The sequence below is a fragment of the Xanthomonas sp. NCPPB 3218 genome, assembly GCF_056725185.1.
This window is the reverse complement of sequence record NZ_CM161516.1, coordinates 3,216,217-3,235,080: the sequence shown is the minus strand read 5'-3', so window position 1 is coordinate 3,235,080 and position 18,864 is coordinate 3,216,217. Positions and strand designations below refer to the sequence as shown.

Here is an 18,864-nt window from a genome sequence, read left to right as displayed (position 1 = left end):
CCGACTGGAGCCAGATATGGCTCCAGTCGTATTCAACAATTCTGCATCAATCGGGCTGTGCTAATGGTTGCGTCTTCGTTTGACGTCGTTGCTGGCCAGTTGGCACTTGCATCCTGGTTTATGGCGTTCGCCCTGGTGCTGCTGGGTTGGGCCCGCAGGATTCGGGGGCATCTTGGGCGCGCGATCAAATACAGTGCCATAGGAAGCTTGGTTTTCGGGCTGGCACTGGCGTACTTGCTGCCGTCGTCCGGCTACATCTTGAAATTCACGTTGATGCTTGCGCTCTCGATCTGCATGGGCGTTGCGGGGCTGAAATATGGGCCTCGTAGGAGCGTATGGGGTGGTTTGCTAGCAGCAATCCTCGGCTACATCGCCGTGGCGTTCCAATATGTGCTGATGGAAATGGCCAGGTGATTTCCTGTGCACTAACGTGCAATACCCGCGAGCGTAAGCGTGCTTGGAATGCAACAGCATCGACAGCAGTAGCGCGTCTCAGACCACTATGTCTGACGTGTGATGGCCGGAGCGGAGCTCAACCCCGCTCAGCGTGACACCGGCCCGGGAGGCCTCACTCTGGGACGCTGCCTCCGCAACCACAGGGGGCAGCGGGATTTGTACCGTTTCGATCTCCTCGCCGGCCTTCCAACCTCCGGTTTGCCGATCAATGTGCAGGAGTCGGGCGCCGCCACGCTTCGCCATGAGCAAGAGGTCGATGGTGCCTTTCCACGACCGCGATTGTTCGGGCTTTCTGCCTCGATGGAACACCACGATTCGGTCGAAAGTGTCGGCTACCAGTTGGCGGGCCTTGATGCGCGCGTCATGGTCAAGTGCCTCGACTCCTTCGACTAGGCCTGCCCACGCCTTTGCGGCGGCTGGTTCTGGGGATAGGGCGACAGCTGCCAGCTCGTGCTCCAGTGCTTCCACCCGCCTCTGCTGCTCTGCCAATTCGAACTCAAGCTCACGGGCGCGGCGCAAGAATGCGGCCGGGGCCTGACCAGCATCGGAAGCCAGCAGGGCATCGGTGATCTTATCTATGCGGGCCGTGGTATCCGAGACCTGTACACGAGCGATAGTCAGCTGGCCGGCAATACCGTCGGCGCGATTCCCGGAATCGAGAAGCCTAGACAGATTCATTTGGTCTGCGCAGAACGTCACCAGGGCATGCTCTATCGGGACTACGCTACAGCTGCCGGCGACCGGGCAGCCTCCTCCCTGAGAGTTACTCACGCAGATCAGGCGCCGGTGTCCGTTCTGGGGGCGTCCATCCTCCCGGCGGCCACGGGTCATCAAATTCTGAGACACCATAGCTGCCCCGCAGTACCCGCAGAATGCAATCCGCATCCCGGTGATAAGTCCAGGAATTTCACCGGTGCCCTTACGGCGTGAACGTTGTGCCGTCAGGTGCTGCAGGTCGGCGAACTCTACAGGTGAAAGCAGGGGAGGGTAGTAGCCAGCCAGTCGGTACTCCTGCCCGTCGACCTCCAGCACCTTTTCTCCGATCAAGGCCCTATTTCGCACGATTCGGTATAGCTGCTGGGAAGGGTTGCCGCCGTTTGTGATCTGCAAACCCATGTCAGCCAGGGTTCTCATGATCCGAACAGCACCGTGCCCCTCGCGGAACATGCTTACTGCAGTGCACACCGCTTCCCCGCGCTCCGGCACAATTTCAAAGGCTTGGCCCACTAAGCGGAGCCAATGCGGATCTTTGCCGTTGCGCACGAGTCCGTGCCACGTGCCGGCTATCCAGCCCTGGCACTGCCGATGAATCGCTGCTCGCACCCGTTTGCTTTTGGTATCTGATTCCTCGTGGGCACGGATCATGACCAGGAGGCTGTACACCAGATCCATCGGCTGGGCCTTGAGTCCCTCGCGGTTGTACTCTCGTCCGTCGCTAGCGGTTACGACGGTGATGCCGGCGTTGATGATCTGCGCTAGTTGCGCTTGAGCTTGGATAGGCTCCGCGCGACTGAGGCGGTCCAGCCCTTCGACCACCAACACGGATCCTGCAGGGATCCGCGCGTCATCGATCGCCTGCAGGAACAAGCCTAGGGCGCCACGTGTGACGTGGCGCTGGTGATAGGCCGATAGTCCTGCGTCCTGCATTGAAAGCTCTGAGTCCAGCGTCATGCCGTGCTCGGCCGCCCAGCGTTTCGCATATTCCATTTGTCGATCGGCGCTGCTGCCGGAGGCCTGCTTCGGGTCGCTGAACCGCAAGTAGCTGTAAACTTTGGCCTTTATAGCCATAGAGCCAGGTGTCGCTGTGTCGGAAAGCAGGAGTATAGGGTTTATATCGTTGGGCTGCCCGAAGGCGCTCGTCGACTCCGAACGCATCCTCACCCAGTTGCGCGTGGAGGGCTACGACATCGTGCCCAGTTACGACGCTGCCGACGTGGTGGTGGTCAATACCTGCGGCTTCATCGACTCGGCGGTGACCGAGTCGCTGGATGCGATCGGCGAGGCGATGAACGCCAACGGCAAGGTGATCGTCACCGGCTGCCTGGGCAAGCGCCCGGAACAGATCCGCGAGGCCTACCCGCAGGTGCTGGCGGTGTCCGGCCCGCAGGACTACCAGAGCGTGATGGAGGCGGTGCACGCCGCATTGCCGCCGCGTCACGACCCGTTCGTGGATCTGGTGCCCGACTACGGCATCAAGCTGACCCCGCGCCATTACGCGTATCTGAAGATCTCCGAAGGCTGCAACCACCGTTGCAGCTTCTGCATCATTCCCTCGATGCGCGGCGATCTGGCCTCGCGTCCTGTCGATGAGGTGCTGCGCGAAGCCGAACGCCTGGTGCGTGGCGGAGTCAAGGAATTGCTGGTGGTCTCGCAGGACACCTCGGCCTACGGCGTGGACCTGAAATATGCCGAGCGCTCGTGGCGCGATCGCATGTACCAGACCCGCATGAAGGCGCTGTGCGAAGGCCTGTCGGAGCTGGGCGTGTGGACGCGGCTGCACTACGTGTATCCGTACCCGCACGTGGACGATGTGATTCCGCTGATGGCCGAAGGCAAGCTGCTGCCGTACCTGGACATCCCGTTCCAGCACGCCAGCCCGCGCATCCTCAAGCTGATGAAGCGGCCCGGTGCGGTGGAAAAAACCCTCGAGCGCGTGCAGCGCTGGAAGGCGATGTGCCCGGAGATCACGGTGCGCTCCACCTTCATCGTCGGCTTCCCCGGCGAGACCGATGCCGAATTCGAATCCATGCTCGACTTCCTGGATCAGGCCCAGCTCGATCGCGTCGGCGCGTTTGCGTATTCGCCGGTGGAGGGTGCCAGCGCCAACGCGTTGCCGGATCCGGTGCCGGAAGAGCTCAAGCAGGAGCGTCTGGCGCGCTTCATGGCCAGGCAGGCGGAGATTTCCGCCGCGCGGCTGGAGGCCAAGATCGGCAGCGTGCAGCAATGCCTGGTCGACCTGATCGAGGACGATATCGCGGTGGCGCGCTCACGCGCGGACGCCCCGGAAATCGACGGCCTGGTACATATCCAGAACGGCGGCGAGCGCGGCTTGAAGGTCGGCGACCTGATCGATGTGGAAATCACCGACAGTGACGAGCACGATCTGTTCGGCGATGCATTGCCGGCCAATGTCGCAATCCAGCAGGGACGTCCGTTGAATCTGCAGATGGTGTAACTGGACGCTGGTTCTTGCACATCTATCCGTAGGAGCGCGCTTGCGCGCGAGGAGGCCTTATCGATAACGCCCCATCGCGCACAAGTGCGCTCCTACACGCAGGTCAGCAGAGTGCGGTCACTCGCCTACTGGGTAGCGTAATCCACCGACACCACCACGAAGGTGTGCTTGCCCGACGGCAACTGCGCTTCGAACTCGTCGTCCACGCGTTTTTTCAGCAGCGCGCGCGCCAAGGGCGAGTCGATGCTGATCCAGCCGCGTCCGGCGTCGGTTTCGTCCGGGCCGACGATGCGGTAGTGCAGCAGCTCGCCGCTGTCGGCGTCCTCCAGTTCGACCTGTGCCCCGAAGAACACCGCGCGCGGATCGGTCGGTGCGGTATCTACCACGCGCAGCGCTTCCAGCCGTTTGCTCAGATAACGCACGCGGCGGTCGATCTCGCCCAGCTGCTTCTTGCGATAGGTGTACTCGGCGTTCTCCGAGCGGTCGCCTTCTGCCGCGGCGGCGGCCAGCGCACGCACCACCTCCGGCCGACGCACGCGCCAGAGCTCTTCCAGCTCGGCCTTGAGCCGGGCGTGGCCGTCGGGCGTGATCAGTGCGGTGCTTTTTTCGGCGGGTGGGCGCCAGCGGCTCATGGGCGGTGTATCGGACAGCGGGGCCGCGATGCTAGCGCGCATGGCCGGCTTGCGCATCTGCCGTCGCACGGCGAAGCTTTGCGTTTTCTGGGACACGGACGTTGTCATGTTGCTGATGCCGCTGCACAAACCCTGGTCGCGCCAGAACATTCCCTGGGTGACCCTGCTGCTGGTGTTGGTCAATGTGGTGGTGTACCTGGGCTATCAGCGCAAGGACGACGCGCTGGTCGAAAACGCGGTGCGCTACTACGTCGAGTCCGGCCTCGGTGCAGTGGAGGCGCAAGCCCACGAGCGCTATCTGCAGCAGACCGACGACACCAGGTTGCGCGCTGCGCGCCAGGCCAGGCTGGGCAGCGTGCCTGCGCGGCAACGCCTTGCGTATCTGGCGCAGCTGACGATGCACGACCTGGCCTTTACAGAGGCATTGCGCAGCGGCGCATTGTTCAAGGACGAGCAGCGTCTGCGCGAATGGCGCACATTGCGCGCGCCCTACGATGCGCGCCTGTCCAAGGTGTTCACGCTGCGGCATCTGCAGCGTAGCTCCGAGTGGTCACCTGCGAGGATGCTGACGGCCACCTTCCTGCATGGCAGCTTCGATCATTTGCTGGGCAACATGCTGTTTCTGCTGGCGCTGGGTACCTTGCTGGAAGGCGCGATTGGCAGCGGCTGGTTTCTGCTGCTGTATCTGCTCGGCGGGTTCGGCGCCAGCGCGGCCAGCTTGTGGTGGCGCTGGGGCGCGCCGGGCGGCGGCCTGGGCGCCTCCGGTGCGATCGCTGCCTTGATGGGCGCGTTCTGCGTAGTCTGGGGCAGGCGCAAGGTGCGCTTCTTCTATTGGTTCTTTGTGGTATTCGATTACGTACGCGGGCCGGCGATCCTGCTGCTGCCGCTGTGGCTGGGCTGGGAGCTGTACAGCTTGCTATGGAGCGACAACGGCAGCGTCGCCTTTGAGGCACACGCCGGTGGGCTGGTCAGTGGCGCGCTGCTCGGTGTCGTACTGGTGCTGTTGCGGCGCACGCGCCCGTCCTTCATGCAGGAGAGCGAGGCAGTGCTGGTGGACGATCGCTGGGAGCGCGCGCAGCGGCATCTGGGGCGCATGGAGAACGTGGAAGCCGAGCGGCTGTTGGCGGAGCTGGCCAGCGAGCAACCGCATAACCTGGACGTGGCGCTGGCGCGCTACCGCACCGCGCGCAATGCCGGTCGCAACCAGGACAGCGTGCAGCATGCGCAAACGCTGTTGCAGCTGCACACGCACCACGTCGAGCAGACGCGCATCCAGCTGACAATCGCCGCTGAACTGAGCAAGGCCGGAATCGAGTACGCGCCATCGGCACGCATGGCGCTGATCGGCGCATGTCTGCGCACGGGATTGTTGGCCGATGCCGAACGTCTGTTGAAGGAAGGCGAGTCGGGGATGCCGCGCGCCGAGCTGGCGCACCACTGGTTCGTACTGGCTCTGCGGCACGGCGAGCTGCAGGACGGCGCGCAGCGTAAGCGCTTGCTGCGTCAGCTGCTGGAGCAGTTTCCCGAGCAGGCACAGGCCAGCAAGGCACGCTTTTTGCTCGAGAACGGGTGAGTGGTTTCTGCTTGATCCGTGCTGCCAACGCAAGCGGTGAGGGCGCCGTACTCGACTTACCGGAGCTTTTGATCTGGCATTTGACTGCACTTGAAAGACATTGCTACGCGAGGTCCGGGTTGCTGTTGTTTCTTCTGCCTCGAGCAGAATTGTCTAGCGCGGATGGATCAATTGCAGAGCAGTCGATCTTCGACCTTGCTGCAGGGTCCTTACCCGCCCACCATCGCGGGACACGCCGCAAGTACGTCCTTGTAGGCTCTTACGCGGCATCCATGCCGCGTAAGGTCCCGCGACGGTGAGCGGGCAAGGACCAGTCGAGATGGTCGGTATGTAGGGTTGCGAGCAGTACGCGTCGCGCGACGGACCGATGGTGGAGCATCTGGTCTGCGCCTTAGAAAGTTTTGTTGGCTGCTCAAGCTGGTTGAATCGCCACCGCTTTCAGCGCGGCTTCCAGCTTCGCGCGCAGTGCATCGTCGTCGCATTGAGCCAGTGCGTTTTGCAGCACTGCACGCGCCTGCTCATCGCGGCCGAACCGTTCGCCCAACAGTAGGCCGGCATCCAGCGACCAGGCCGGCATCATCCGATCGCGCGGCCATGCGGCGATTGCCGCAAGCAAGCCGTCGGTCGCCAGCTGGAATTGCCCGGCCATCTTGGCGCGCTCGGCCAGCAAGGTGGCGTGCTCTGGCGTCAGCGGGGTAAACGTGGAGTCGCCGTCCAGCGCTTCGCGCTGCAATGCGAGCGCGCGACGCTCCTGTTTTTCCTGCAGCAGGCGGTTGATGTACTGGCGGGTGTGCTCGCGCAGTTCGTCGTTGCGATGGTGTTGACGCAGCAGGCGCTGATACAGCTCGTGCACCGCCAGGCTTACCGCACGCGAACGTACCGCCCCGCGCAGCGCCTGGAATGCCTCGTCGGAATGTCCGTCGCGCAGATATTGTTCGGCTTCGTCGAGCAGGCGTTGATCCGGGTCTTCGCGCTCGAACGCGGCATCGCCGCTGGGCACGTAGCCGAGGTCTTCGTGGTACTGGTAGACCAGATATCCCATCAGGTGGAAGCTGGCAAACAGGCTCCAGATCGAGGCGATCACCATCGTCGCCTCGCGCACGATCGGCGGCAGATACTTCACCGCAATGAAGATCGCCGCAGTGGCGCTGCCCTGGATCACGTACAGCAAACCGTATGCGGCCAGATACGGCCAACCGATGCGCACTGCCATGTCGATCGACACGGCAGGATTGAGGGCGCGGCGCAGGCTGCCGTCGATGGCCAGCGCAATCATCATGCCCGGCAGTAGCAGCTGGACTGCCAGATAGGCGATGGTCAGGCCAGGCTTGCCCGCCAGCACGCCCGCCGCACCAATGACGATGCCCAGCGCAAGCGCCAGCAGGACCAGCCGCAGCACCGCGCTGTCGAAGCTGTTGTAGCCCAGCCGGGGCGCGTCGGCTTGCCCGTCGGCAGTATGGCGCAGGATGTCGAAGGCATAGGTGTAGGTCGCCATGCCCAGCACGCCGGCGACCACCAGTTTCAGGATGCCGGGCAGCACCAGCAGCGCGCTGCACAGCGTCAGCGCGATCAATGCGTACAGCGCCGAGCCGCGCAGCGGATAGGTGGCAATGGCGGGAATGCGGGTCCAGAACGGTGCCGGCGCGGCCTGCGCGGCAACCTTGCGTGCGCGAAAACGGTCTTCCATGACGCTCCCCAGGCGTGTGATGTGACCGGATTGTGCGGTGGTGCGTGCCGTCACGCAATTGGGGGATGGACGCCGACTACCCTGGATCGCCAGCGACCGGGGACATGTCGCGGGCATGGTCCGGATACTGCTGGCCAGGCCGTGCATCAGTGCCGGCATTGCATCGAAGCTCGCTGTGTCCGATAGCATCGGACGCGCAGCGACAGACCGCCGATGCGTTGCGTGCGTGATCTGTCTGACGCACCGGGAGAGCGGTAGGTAAAATAATGGCCCGCCGCAATCGCGGCCAGTACGAGCGACCGGGCGCGCCGCGACCCTGGCATTGCTGTCGCTCGCATCACAAGGAGTGTCGCTTGAATCCTTCTGCCACTGGCAACCCGCAGGTCCGCATTCGCAGCATCGATGTGCTCTCGGACAATTGGTATGTGCTGCGCAAGGTCACGTTCGATTTCCAGCGCAAGGACGGCCGCTGGCAGACCCTGTCACGTGAAGCCTACGATCGTGGCAATGGCGCCACCATTCTGCTGTATAGCCGCGCCAAGCAGACGGTGATGCTCACCCGCCAGTTCCGCCTGCCCACGCTGCTCAACGGCAATCCCGACGGCATGCTGATCGAAGCCTGCGCCGGCCTGCTCGACCAGGACGATGCGCTGACCTGCATCCGCAAGGAAACCGAAGAAGAAACCGGCTACCGCATCGACAACGTGCGCAAGGTGTTCGAGGCCTTCATGAGCCCTGGCTCGGTCACCGAACGCCTGTACTTCTTCGTCGGCGAATACTTCGACGGCGACAAGGTCAGCGAGGGCGGCGGACTCGAAGAAGACGGCGAAGAGATCGAGGTGCTCGAGCTGTCCCTTGATACAGCGCTGGCGATGATCGGCTCGGGCGAGATCGCCGATGCCAAGACCATCATGCTGTTGCAGTACGCCAAGTTGCATAGCGTGTTGGGGTAAGTCCACGCCAACACGCGGTAGCTCTTCAGGGCGACGGTGTCATCGAGACGTGTCAGCGGCGGTCAAGCTGATCAACGCTTCCCACCAAAAATGCTGCCGAAGATGCCGCGCACGATCTGCTGGCCGATCTTGCTGCCGATGGTGCGCGAGGTCTGCTTTGCCATCGTTTCCAGCATGCCCTGACGGCGGCCGGTGCCGAGCACGGCATCCTTGACGGCTTTTCCGAAACCGCTGTCCTGCGTTTCCTCGTCCTCGCGGGTGCGTGCCGGCGGTGCGGCGTTGTGTTCGGCGACCTGTTCGACGCGGCGCGCCAGCAGCTCGGCAGCCGATTCGCGGTTAATCGCGGTGTCGTAGCGGGTGCCGACCGGGCTGGCCGCGCGCACCTGCGCGCGTTCGGTCTCGCTGATGGCGCCCATGCGGCAGCGCGGCGGGGCGATGAGCGTTTGCTGCACCGGTGCCGGCACGCCCTTGCCTTGCAGCGGCGACACCAGCGCCTCGCCGGTGCCCAGGCTGGAGATCGCCGTGGCCACATCGAGCTTGGGATTGGCCACGAAGGTCTGCGCCGCAGTCTTGACCGCCTTCTGGTCGCGCGGGGTGAACGCGCGCAGGGCATGCTGCACGCGGTTGCCGAGCTGGCCGAGGATGTTGTCCGGAATGTCGTCGGGAAACTGCGAGCAGAAATACACGCCCACGCCCTTGGAGCGGATCAGCCGGACCACCTGCTCGATCCGCTGCACCAGCGCAGCCGGCGCATCGTCGAACAGCAGATGCGCTTCGTCGAAGACGAACACCAGCTTGGGGTGTTCCAGGTCGCCCACCTCGGGCAGACGCTCGAACAGTTCCGACAGCAGCCACAGCAGGAAGGTGGAATACAGCTTCGGCTTGAGCACCAATTGATTGGCCGCCAGGATGCCGATCACGCCACGGCCGTCAGCAGACACGCGCATCAGGTCAGCCAGCTCCAGCGCCGGCTCGCCGAAGAAGTGCTCGCCGCCGTCCTGCGCCAGCCGCAGCAGAGCGCGCTGGATCGCGGCCACCGACTGGCTGGAGACCAGCCCGTAACTGGTGGACAGTTCCTTGCGTTCTTCCACCACCAATCCAAGCAGCGCGCGCAGGTCATCCAGGTCCAGCAACAGCAGGCCACGGTCGTCGGCCAGCTTGAACACGATGTCGAGCACGCCGGACTGGGTGTCGTTGAGTTCCAGAATGCGCGCGAGCAGGGCAGGGCCCATCTCGCTGACGGTGGTGCGCACCGGGTGGCCGAGCTGACCGTACAGATCCCAGAACACCACCGGGCTGGCGGCCGGCGCGTAGTCGGCGATGCCGATCTCCGTGGCGCGCTGCAGCACGCCGGCGGCGCCGTCGCCTGCCACCGCCAGCCCGGCGACATCGCCTTTCACGTCGGCCAGGAACACCGGGACACCCATGCGCGAGAAGCCTTCGGCCAGGGTCATCAAGGTCACGGTCTTGCCGGTGCCGGTGGCGCCGGCCACCAGTCCGTGGCGATTGCCGAAGCGTCCTTCCAGCACGACCGGGATGTCGTCGGTGACGCCTTTGCCGAGCAGGAACGAGGCCATAGCGCAGATCCGGTGGGAAATGCCGGATTCTAGCGGGCAATCCGGCCGCGCAAACCGGGCGGGGCTTGACCCCGGATTTCGACCGCGCTGTCCGGCTGCCGGCGGCCGACAGGCAGTGCAACAATGCAGCCTGTGTGCCAGCCGCTTGCCGCCCTTCTTCAAGGCATTCCAGGCCCGCTGCGCCACCACCAAGCTAACGGCCCACTGACCCTGCCGGCCCCGCCGCCTTGCCCCGGTGTCGCCCCGGCGGCTACCCTGCCTGCCTTTCCGCTGTACTGCCTACGATGCCGCTCGCTCATTTTGGTTTGCGCCCATGGCCGGTTCTGGTCGTGGTGGCGCTGATGTCTGTCGTCCCCGCTGCCCACGCCATTTCCAAACGCGACACGGAGAAGGCCGCCGTGCTCGATGCCCGCATGGCCGCCGCCGAAAAGCGTTACCGCGATGCGCTGGTGCTGGTGAACAACTCCGACCCCAAGGGCACCGCCGAAGGCGATGCCGCGTTGGAGGACATGGAAGATGTCATCGACGCCTGCATCAAGCAGCGCGGCTGCCTGGTCGCCAATCAGCTGGCCACCTACAAGCGCCTGCTGAAGGCGCGCGCCGATGCCGAAGCGCCGGCCGCCGAAGATCCGCAGGACGACGACACCCTGCTGCAGGCCGACCCGGACCACCTCGGCCCGGCGGCGAACGGCGTGCCCGAGGCGGCGCGTGCCGCCACGCTGCTCAACGACCAGCGCCACGATTTCGACAAGATGGTGCAGTACAACCCTGCCGTGCAGGCCGGCATCCGCCGCTGGCTGACCGACATGCGCCCGGCGCTGCTGACCAGCTACGAGAACTACAGCAACCTGCGCGGGGTGATGTGGCCGGAATGGCAGAAGCGCGGCCTGCCCGAGGCGCTGCTGTTCGGCATCATGGCCAAGGAATCCAACGGCAAGGTGCACGCCAGTTCGCGTGCCGGCGCGGCCGGGTTGATGCAGTTCATGCCGGCCACCGGGCGTCGCTTCGGGCTGGGCCCGGACGGCACCGGCTTCGACACGCGCTTCGATGCACGCAGCGCCGCCGAAGCCAGCGCCGCCTACCTCAACGAGCGCATGGCCGGGCTCAACCGCAACATTGAACTGGCGCTGGCCGCCTACAACGGTGGCGAAGGCCGTGCCGCGCGCGTGTTCTCGCAGAGCGGCGGGCGCGGGTTCTGGGAGCAGGATGTCTACAACCAGTTCCCGGCCGAAACCAAGGACTACGTGCCGATGGTGATCGCTGCGGCATGGATCTTCCTGCACCCGCGCCAGTACGGTGTGGACTTCGCCAAGCTCGACGCGCAGCCGGCCACGCTGAAGCTGGCCAAGTCGACCACCATCTACGAACTCACCATCTGCCTGGGCAGCATGGGCACGCGCGACGGTTACATGCGTGCGTTGCGCAACCTCAACCCGCGCTATGAATCCGATGGCTGGATCCCGGCCGGCACCGTCATCAACGCCACCAACCGCATCGTCAGCCTGTACACGCGCTACTGCGTGAACGGCCCGCGCGCGGACCTGGCACGCACGCTGATCACCGCCGATCTCAACAGCGCGATCGTGCGCAGCAGCAGCGCCCCCGAGTACGTGCCCAGCGTGGCGGTGGGCGATGTCAGCCCGATGGCCGGCGTGCCGACCACCGTGGCCACCGGCCAGCCGGCGATCGCCAAGCCCAAGGCCAAGCAGGCGCGCAGCTACACCATCGCCAGGGGCGACACGCTCGGCCGCGTCGCGCAGAAGTACCAGTGCGAGGTCAAGGAGCTGGCCAAAGCCAATGGCCTGAAGGCACCGTCGTATGCGCTCAAGCCAGGGCAGAGCATCAAGCTGGCCGGCTGCGATCGCTGAGCAGCGCTTGCAGTACCGCGTGGGTTAGAGCATCGGCCAGCTGCTTCGGCAAGCTGCGCCGGGCCGCGCTCCGTTAGAAGCGGTAGGCCGCCGCGTAGGAGCGGACCCGGCCGCGACGAAGCAGTCCGGGTAGTTCCGGCACAGGCAAGGCAGTTCCGAATCGGAGGCTGGAGTCAGAAAGGCCCAAGCGCCCCAGCCTCACTGAGCATGCCACGTCGCGGTCGGGCCCGCTCCTACGCCCGCATCGTTCTTGTGGGAGCCGGACTGGGCATCGGTCTTGTAGCGAGCTGGTCTGGCGGCGATGACACCTTCGCGGCGGCGTTTTCGTCGCAGACCCATGCTCCTGCATCGGAGTAGGCCATCGAATTGATCAGCGGAGATCGTCGGCCAGCGTAGGCAGGCGCACCGCATCGGGGCACTGCGCCGAGCTGCGCCGTTGTAGGAGCGGACCTGGCCGCGACGAACCAGTCCGGGTAGTTCCAACGTAGGCGAGACGCTCTGCATCGAAAGCTGGGAGGGCGACATGCGCCTGCGCATTGAACGTCGTCGAGGAGGCCTGTCGCGGTCAGGCCCGCTCCTACGAGGGCGTCGCTGTTGCATTACCGAAGCGAACAGCGCAGGCGCGCGGCGGTGATCAGCCCACCTGGCGACGGGCGAGCGCTTGCCCCAGGCGCACCGATGTCTCCGCGGCAAGTCCGCCATCGAGCTTTGCGACACCGGGCGGCAGCAGCACGATCACGGTCGAGCCGTAATTGAAGCGCGCCATCTCCGCAAACTTCTCCAGCACGATGCTCTTGCCGCGATAGTCTTTGCGCGTGATGCGGTCGCCGTAGCGCGGGATCTCCACGCCGCTCCATACCGTTTCCACGCCCGACACCAGCAGCGCGCCCACCATCACCGAGACCATCGGGCCGAAGTCGGTGTCGAAGTGGCAGACCAGGCGCTCGTTGCGCGCGAACAGCCGCGGCACATTGCGCACCGCATCCGGGCCGACGCTGAACAGGCGGCCGGGTACGTGCACAGTCTCGCGCAGGGTGCCGGTCCACGGCATATGCACGCGGTGGTAGTCCTTGGGCGAGAGGTAGACGGTGGCGAACAGGCCGTCGTTGAACGGCTGCGCCGCTTCGGCGTCGCCGAGCAATTCGGCGGCAGTGAACGACTGCCCCTTGGCCTGGAAAATGCGGCCGTTCTCGATCGGGCCGAGCTGGCTGATGCGCCCGTCGGCGGGCATCAGCAGCGCCGCAGGATCGGCGTCGGGCACGCGTGCGCCCGGCTTCAAGGCGCGGGTGAAGAATGCATTGAAGGTGGGATAGGCGCGCGGGTCCGGTTCCAGTGCCTCGCCCAGGTCCACGCCGAACTTGCGCGTGACCGTGTCGATCAACCATTGCTTGGTGGACGGCGTATCGGAATAGGCCAGCGCGCGCGCCAGCGAGGACAGCAACCGGTGCGGCAGCACGTAGGTCAGGGAAGTGACGAGACTCACGGAGCGGTTACCTTGGTCAGTTGCTGGAGGTCGGCGGCGATCGCCTTGGGGTCGAGCGGGGGACGGATCAGCCCGGCCAGGCGGCCCTGCGGATCGAGCACGGCGATGCCGGCCGAGTGATCCATGCTGTAGTCGTTGGGATTGTCCGCAAAGCCCTTGCCCGGCACTTTCTGGAACACAAAGCCCAGCGCGGTGGCGAAGCGCTGCAGCGCCGGCACCTCGGCGGTGGCGGCCAGGGTGTCCTTGTGGAAGGCATGCGCATACTCGCCCAGGCGCGCCGGCGGGTCGCGCTGCGGGTCCACCGACACGAACAGCACGCGCGGGCGCAGGCCATCGGGGATGCTTTCCCACTGCTGCTGCGCCACCGCCAGATCGGTCAGCGTGGTCGGGCAGACGTCCGGGCAGAAGGTGAAGCCCAGGAACACCAGCGTCCAATGTCCCTGCAGCTCACCGGGTACCAGCTGGGTGCCGTCGGACTGGCGCAGGCTGAACTGCGGCAGCGTGCGTGGCTGCGGATAAAAGGTGATGGTGCGGGTGGGCGGCCAGGGCGAGCTGGGCGCGGCGCCAAGAAACTTCTGGCCCAGCAACAGCCCCAGGCCGGCGGCCAGCGCCACCAGCAGCACGATGCCGGTATTGCGATTGAACATGGCGGTTTCCAGTGCAACGGACGCTCATGATACCGATCCGACCTCTATAATCGTGGGCCGATTCCTCTTTAGTTGTTGCCATGACTGCCGCCGCGGCCGACGAACTGCACACCATCATCGACCTGATCCGCTACGGCACCAGCCGTTTCAATGCAGCCGGTCTGACCTTCGGCCATAGCTACGACAATGCGCTGGACGAGGCCACCCAACTGGTCCTGCACAGCCTGCATCTGCCGCACGATCTGGGCCCGGCCTATGGTCAGGCGCGCCTGCTGCGCTCGGAAAAGGAGCAGGTGCTGGGCCTGTTCGAGCGCCGCATCAACGAGCGCGTGCCGGCGGCGTACCTGACCGGCGAGGCCTGGTTCGCCGGGCTGAGCTTCAAGAGCGATGCGCGTGCGCTGGTGCCGCGTTCGCCGATCGCCGAGCTGATCGAGGCCGGCTTCGAACCCTGGCTGGGCGGACGCGAAGTCACCCGCGCGCTGGACCTGTGCACCGGTTCGGGCTGCATCGCGATCGCCATGGGCCACTACAACCCGCAGTGGGACGTGGACGGCGTTGACATCAGCGACGACGCGCTGGCACTGGCCGCCGAAAACAAGGCGCGCCTGCATGCCGACAATGTCACCCTGCTCAAGTCGGACCTGTTCGCCGGGCTGGGTGGCCGCCAGTACGACCTGATCGTCACCAATCCGCCGTATGTCACCAACGACGAAACCGACGCGCTGCCGCAGGAGTATTCCTACGAGCCGGAGCTGGGTCTGCGTGCGGGCGACGACGGCCTGGATCTGGTGCTGAAGATCCTGCGCGATGCGCCGCAGCATCTCAGCGAAGACGGTCTGCTGATCTGCGAAGTGGGCGAGTCCGAGCAGCACCTGATCAAGCTGCTGCCGGAAGTGGATCTGGCCTGGGTCGAGTTCAAGGTGGGGCAGATGGGCATCTTCGCGGTCGAATGCCGCGAGCTGATCGCGCACGGCGCGCGCATCGCCGAGCTGGCCAGTGCGCGCTGAGTCGTCCATCGCGCGTCCGCAGCTGAGCGATCTGCTGTTGCTGGTGCCGGTGTCCATCTTCGGTGTCGGCATTCCGCTCAGTTTGATCGACGTGGTGTACCGCCTGTTCGACCCGATGTACGGCGGTCCCTTGCCAGAGCGCTTGTTGAGGGCGGGGGCGGAGATCGGCTTCGGCCTGATGGCGTTTTTCGGCCTGGTGTCGGCGTGGATCGTGGTGGTCAGTTCGGATGCGGCCTTGCGTGCGCATCGGCGCCGCACGCTCATTGTGGCACTCGGCCTGCTGGTCGGAACTGGCGTTGCGCTGCACCTGCTCGCCGATTGGCTGCTGAGTGGGCGCATTAAGCTGGATGTCTTTGCGCTGGTGTTCAGCGGCCTGTTGGCGGTGGCACCGATGCTGGTGGCGGCACGTCACCTGCCGCGCATCCTGCGCGCCACGCCACCTGCTGCAATGTTGAGAGGATGCCGTCATGGGCAGTAACAGTTTCGGCCGCCTGTTGACGGTCACCACCTTCGGCGAGTCGCACGGGCCGGCGATCGGCTGCGTGGTCGACGGTTGCCCGCCGGGCCTGGAGATCGCGCCGGAAGAATTCACCCACGATCTGCAGCGGCGTGCATCCGGTAAGAGCCGGCATACCTCGGCGCGCCGCGAAGCCGACGAGATCGAGATCCTGTCCGGCGTCTACGAAGGCCGCACCACCGGCACGCCGATCGGCCTGCTGATCCGCAACACCGATCAGCGTAGCAAGGACTACAGCAACATCGCCCAGCAGTTCCGTCCCGGGCACGCCGACTACACCTATTGGCAGAAGTACGGCATCCGCGATCCGCGCGGCGGCGGGCGTTCGTCCGCGCGCGAGACCACCATGCGTGTGGCCGCCGGGGTGATCGCCAAGAAGTGGCTCAAGCAGCGCTACGGCGTGCTGGTGCGCGGATTTCTATCGCAGCTGGGCGAGATCCGCCCGACCGGTTTCGACTGGAATGCGGTCGAGGACAACCCGTTTTTCTGGCCGCATGCCGAGCAGGTGCCGGAGCTGGAGACCTACATGGACGCGCTGCGCAAGTCCGGCGATTCGGTCGGCGCGCGCGTGGACGTGGTGGCCGGTGGCGTGCCCGCGGGCTGGGGCGAGCCGATCTACGGCAAGCTCGATGCCGAACTGGCCGCGGCCTTGATGAGCATCAATGCGGTCAAGGGCGTGGAGATCGGCGACGGTTTCGCCAGCGCCGCGCAGAAGGGCACCGAACACCGCGACCTGATCACCCCGGAAGGCTTTCTCAGCAATCATGCCGGCGGCATCCTGGGCGGCATTTCCACCGGCCAGGCGATCACCGCCTCGATGGTGCTCAAGCCGACCTCCAGCCTGCGCCTGCCTGGCGCGACCGTGGACGCGGACGGCGCGGTGGTCGATGTGATCACCACCGGCCGCCACGATCCCTGCGTCGGTATCCGCGCTACCCCGATCGCCGAGGCGATGATGGCGCTGGTGTTGATGGACCAGGCCTTGCGTCATCGCGCCCAGTGCGGCGATGTCGGCGAGGTGACGCCACGCATTCCCGGTCAGGCCGATGTCTGAGTCGCCCCGCGCCAAGGTGTGGGTCAGCCAGCCGCTGTTCGACGATGTCGTCGCGCAGTTGGGCGAGCATTTCGAGCTGACCACCACCGCGCGCGTCACCGCGTATTCGCCGGCCGAGCTGGCTGCGCGGCTGGCATCGCTGGACGGTGCGCTGATCACCCTCAACGAGCGTATCGGCACGGCGGAAATCGCCTCTGCACCGCAGCTGCGCGCGATCGCCAACGTCGGCGTGGGCTACAACAACCTGGATCTGGATGCGCTCAGCGCTGCCGGCATCCTGGCCAGCAACACCCCGGATGTACTGACCGAGACCACGGCCGATCTCGGCTTTGCCTTGCTGATGGCCACCGCACGCCGCATCACCGAAGCCGAGCGCTGGCTGCGCGACGGGCAGTGGGGGCAGTGGTCGTTCAAGACCATGCTCGGTGCCGATCTCCACGGCAGCACGCTGGGCATCCTGGGCATGGGCCGGATCGGGCAGGGCATCGCCCGCCGCGGCGCGCATGGCTTCGGCATGCGCGTGCTGTACCACAACCGCAGCCAGCTGCCGGCCACCACCGAACAGGCGCTCGGCGCGCAGTACGTGGACCTCGACACGTTGCTGGCGCAGTCCGATCACCTGGTGCTGGTGCTGCCGTACACCAGGGACTCGCACCACATCATCGATGCCGCGGCGCTGGGCAAGCTGCGCCCCACCGCCACGCTGGTGAACATCGCGCGCGGCGGCCTGGTCGATGAAATCGCGCTGGCCGATGCGCTCGCCAACGGGCGCCTGGCCGGTGCCGGCCTGGATGTCTACGAAGGCGAGCCGTCCGTCCGTCCCGAGCTGCTGGCCCTGCGCAACGTCGTGCTCACCCCGCATATCGGCAGCGCCAGCCTGGCCACGCGCCGCGCGATGGTGCAGCTGGCGGTGGACAACCTGATTGCCGCGCTGGGCAAAGGCCCCAATGCCGGCCATCCGCCGAGCGCGCTGAATGCCGATGCGGTGGTTGCTGCCAAACAGGGCGGCGCGCGCGCTGGCGAAGCGACCAGCACCGGCACCGGCAAAACCGTCACGACCAAACGATAGGGAACCTCCGCGGCCAGCTTTGGAGGTTCCCCGAACCCACTGCGCAAGCGCGTTCCCCCTCTTTTCTTATTCGATAAAGACAATCTCATGAGCAACGAAAACCGTCGTTTCAACGTCGCGGTCGTGGGCGCCACCGGCGCTGTCGGCGAGACCATGCTGAGCATCCTGGCTGAGCGCAACTTCCCGGTCGCCACCCTGTACGCGCTGGCCTCGGCGCGCTCGGCCGGCGGGCAGGTGGAGTTCAATGGCGGCAAGGTCGATGTGCTGGACCTGGCCGACTTCGACCCCACCGGCGTGGACATCGCGCTGTTCTCCGCAGGCGGCAGCGTGTCCAAGGAGTACGGCCCCAAGTTCGCCGCCGCCGGCGCGGTGGTGATCGATAATTCCTCCGCGTTCCGCTACGACGACGACGTGCCGCTGGTGGTGTCGGAGGTCAATCCCGAAGCGCTGAAGCAGCGCCCGCGCGGCATCGTCGCCAACCCCAATTGCTCGACCATGCAGATGCTGGTCGCGCTCGGCCCGATCCACCGCAAGTACGGCATCGAGCGCATCAATGTGGCGACCTACCAGTCGGTCTCCGGCGGCGGGCGTTCGGCGATGGAAGAGCTGGGCAAGCAGACCAGCGAGCTGCTGAGCTTCCAGCAGATCGACCCGCAGCGTTTCCCGGTGCAGATCGCCTTCAACCTGATTCCGCACATCGACGACTTCCAGGACAACGGCTACACCAAGGAAGAGATGAAGCTGGTCTGGGAGACCCGCAAGATCCTGGGCGACGACTCCATCCAGGTGAATCCCACCGCGGTGCGCGTGCCGGTGTTCTACGGTCACTCCGAAGCGGTGGCGATCGAAACCCGCGACAAGATCAGCGTCGAAGACGCGCGCGCGCTGCTGGCCGCATCGCCCGGCGTGGAAGTGGTGGACGAGCGCAAGCCTGGCGGCTACCCGACGCCGGTCACGCATGCCTCCGGCAAGGACGCGGTGTTCGTCGGCCGTATCCGTGAGGACCTGTCGCATCCGCGCGGCCTGAATCTGTGGATCGTCTCGGACAACATCCGCAAGGGCGCCGCGCTCAATGCCGTGCAGCTGGCCGAGCTGGTCGCACAGGAAGGCTGAGCACGGGAGTTTGTAGGAGCGCGCTGGCGCGCGATGAAGCTCTCCCAGTGAAG

The 18,864-nt window shown here is 65.5% G+C and carries 16 protein-coding genes; 10 read left to right on the top strand and 6 right to left on the bottom strand.

Annotated elements, in window-relative coordinates; all coding sequences use genetic code 11:
• Positions 1-120 precede the first annotated feature (120 nt).
• Positions 121-414 carry a hypothetical protein gene (locus tag AC1PLS_RS13360; protein ID WP_260300037.1) on the top strand — a complete coding sequence of 98 codons (294 nt, stop codon included), beginning with the start codon at positions 121-123 and terminating at the stop codon, positions 412-414.
• Positions 415-492: 78 nt separating this feature from the next.
• On the opposite strand, the gene AC1PLS_RS13355 is transcribed toward AC1PLS_RS13360, so the two are convergent.
• Complete coding sequence (locus AC1PLS_RS13355; RefSeq protein WP_260300036.1) at positions 493-2,244, bottom strand: recombinase family protein; 1,752 nt, start codon at positions 2,242-2,244, stop codon at positions 493-495.
• 16 nt (positions 2,245-2,260) lie between these two features.
• Between AC1PLS_RS13355 and rimO the strand changes: the two genes are divergently transcribed.
• A complete protein-coding gene (gene rimO, locus AC1PLS_RS13350) occupies positions 2,261-3,631 on the top strand; it encodes a 30S ribosomal protein S12 methylthiotransferase RimO (protein WP_481103771.1) in 1,371 nt (456 codons plus the stop codon).
• A 125-nt stretch (positions 3,632-3,756) separates the two neighbouring features.
• Here the strand turns inward: rimO and greB are convergent, their stop codons facing one another.
• Entirely contained in the window at positions 3,757-4,263 is a 507-nt protein-coding gene (gene greB, locus AC1PLS_RS13345; RefSeq protein ID WP_024939541.1) for a transcription elongation factor GreB, read from the bottom strand.
• Between the two features lie 106 nt (positions 4,264-4,369).
• On the opposite strand from greB, the gene AC1PLS_RS13340 reads away from it, so the two are divergent.
• Positions 4,370-5,836 (top strand): rhomboid family intramembrane serine protease, encoded by a 1,467-nt coding sequence (locus AC1PLS_RS13340; RefSeq protein WP_184431597.1) that lies wholly within the window; start codon positions 4,370-4,372, stop codon positions 5,834-5,836.
• A 412-nt stretch (positions 5,837-6,248) separates the two neighbouring features.
• Here AC1PLS_RS13340 and AC1PLS_RS13335 read toward each other — a convergent pair whose 3' ends face one another.
• Positions 6,249-7,523, bottom strand: a complete 1,275-nt coding sequence (locus AC1PLS_RS13335; RefSeq protein WP_481104497.1) for a hypothetical protein — start codon at positions 7,521-7,523, stop codon at positions 6,249-6,251.
• Between the two features lie 353 nt (positions 7,524-7,876).
• Between AC1PLS_RS13335 and nudK the strand changes: the two genes are divergently transcribed.
• Entirely contained in the window at positions 7,877-8,476 is a 600-nt protein-coding gene (gene nudK, locus AC1PLS_RS13330; protein WP_047126789.1) for a GDP-mannose pyrophosphatase NudK, read from the top strand.
• Between the two features lie 71 nt (positions 8,477-8,547).
• On the opposite strand, the gene AC1PLS_RS13325 is transcribed toward nudK, so the two are convergent.
• Complete coding sequence (locus AC1PLS_RS13325) at positions 8,548-10,053, bottom strand: helicase HerA-like domain-containing protein (protein WP_481103770.1); 1,506 nt, start codon at positions 10,051-10,053, stop codon at positions 8,548-8,550.
• Positions 10,054-10,337: 284 nt separating this feature from the next.
• On the opposite strand from AC1PLS_RS13325, the gene AC1PLS_RS13320 reads away from it, so the two are divergent.
• Complete coding sequence (locus tag AC1PLS_RS13320; RefSeq protein ID WP_065032465.1) at positions 10,338-11,921, top strand: transglycosylase SLT domain-containing protein; 1,584 nt, start codon at positions 10,338-10,340, stop codon at positions 11,919-11,921.
• Positions 11,922-12,555: 634 nt separating this feature from the next.
• On the opposite strand, the gene asd is transcribed toward AC1PLS_RS13320, so the two are convergent.
• Positions 12,556-13,404, bottom strand: coding sequence for an archaetidylserine decarboxylase (gene asd, locus AC1PLS_RS13315; RefSeq protein ID WP_481103769.1), 849 nt, complete (start codon positions 13,402-13,404; stop codon positions 12,556-12,558).
• Positions 13,401-14,051: an SCO family protein gene (locus AC1PLS_RS13310; protein ID WP_054592520.1), complete on the bottom strand. Its 651-nt coding sequence runs from the start codon at positions 14,049-14,051 to the stop codon at positions 13,401-13,403. Before AC1PLS_RS13310 ends, asd begins: the two co-directional genes overlap by 4 nt.
• 80 nt (positions 14,052-14,131) lie before the next feature.
• Between AC1PLS_RS13310 and prmB the strand changes: the two genes are divergently transcribed.
• From prmB to AC1PLS_RS13285, 5 genes are all read left to right on the top strand, one after another.
• Positions 14,132-15,058 carry a 50S ribosomal protein L3 N(5)-glutamine methyltransferase gene (gene prmB / locus AC1PLS_RS13305; RefSeq protein WP_016903701.1) on the top strand — a complete coding sequence of 309 codons (927 nt, stop codon included), beginning with the start codon at positions 14,132-14,134 and terminating at the stop codon, positions 15,056-15,058.
• Positions 15,048-15,536, top strand: coding sequence for a hypothetical protein (locus tag AC1PLS_RS13300; RefSeq protein ID WP_167709159.1), 489 nt, complete (start codon positions 15,048-15,050; stop codon positions 15,534-15,536). Before prmB ends, AC1PLS_RS13300 begins: the two co-directional genes overlap by 11 nt.
• Entirely contained in the window at positions 15,526-16,629 is a 1,104-nt protein-coding gene (gene aroC, locus AC1PLS_RS13295; protein ID WP_102596344.1) for a chorismate synthase, read from the top strand. Before AC1PLS_RS13300 ends, aroC begins: the two co-directional genes overlap by 11 nt.
• On the top strand, positions 16,622-17,698 hold the full coding sequence (locus AC1PLS_RS13290) for a 2-hydroxyacid dehydrogenase (protein ID WP_481103768.1): 1,077 nt from the start codon (positions 16,622-16,624) through the stop codon (positions 17,696-17,698). Before aroC ends, AC1PLS_RS13290 begins: the two co-directional genes overlap by 8 nt.
• An 87-nt stretch (positions 17,699-17,785) precedes the next feature.
• On the top strand, positions 17,786-18,811 hold the full coding sequence (locus AC1PLS_RS13285) for an aspartate-semialdehyde dehydrogenase (protein WP_039510062.1): 1,026 nt from the start codon (positions 17,786-17,788) through the stop codon (positions 18,809-18,811).
• Positions 18,812-18,864: the final 53 nt, after the last annotated feature.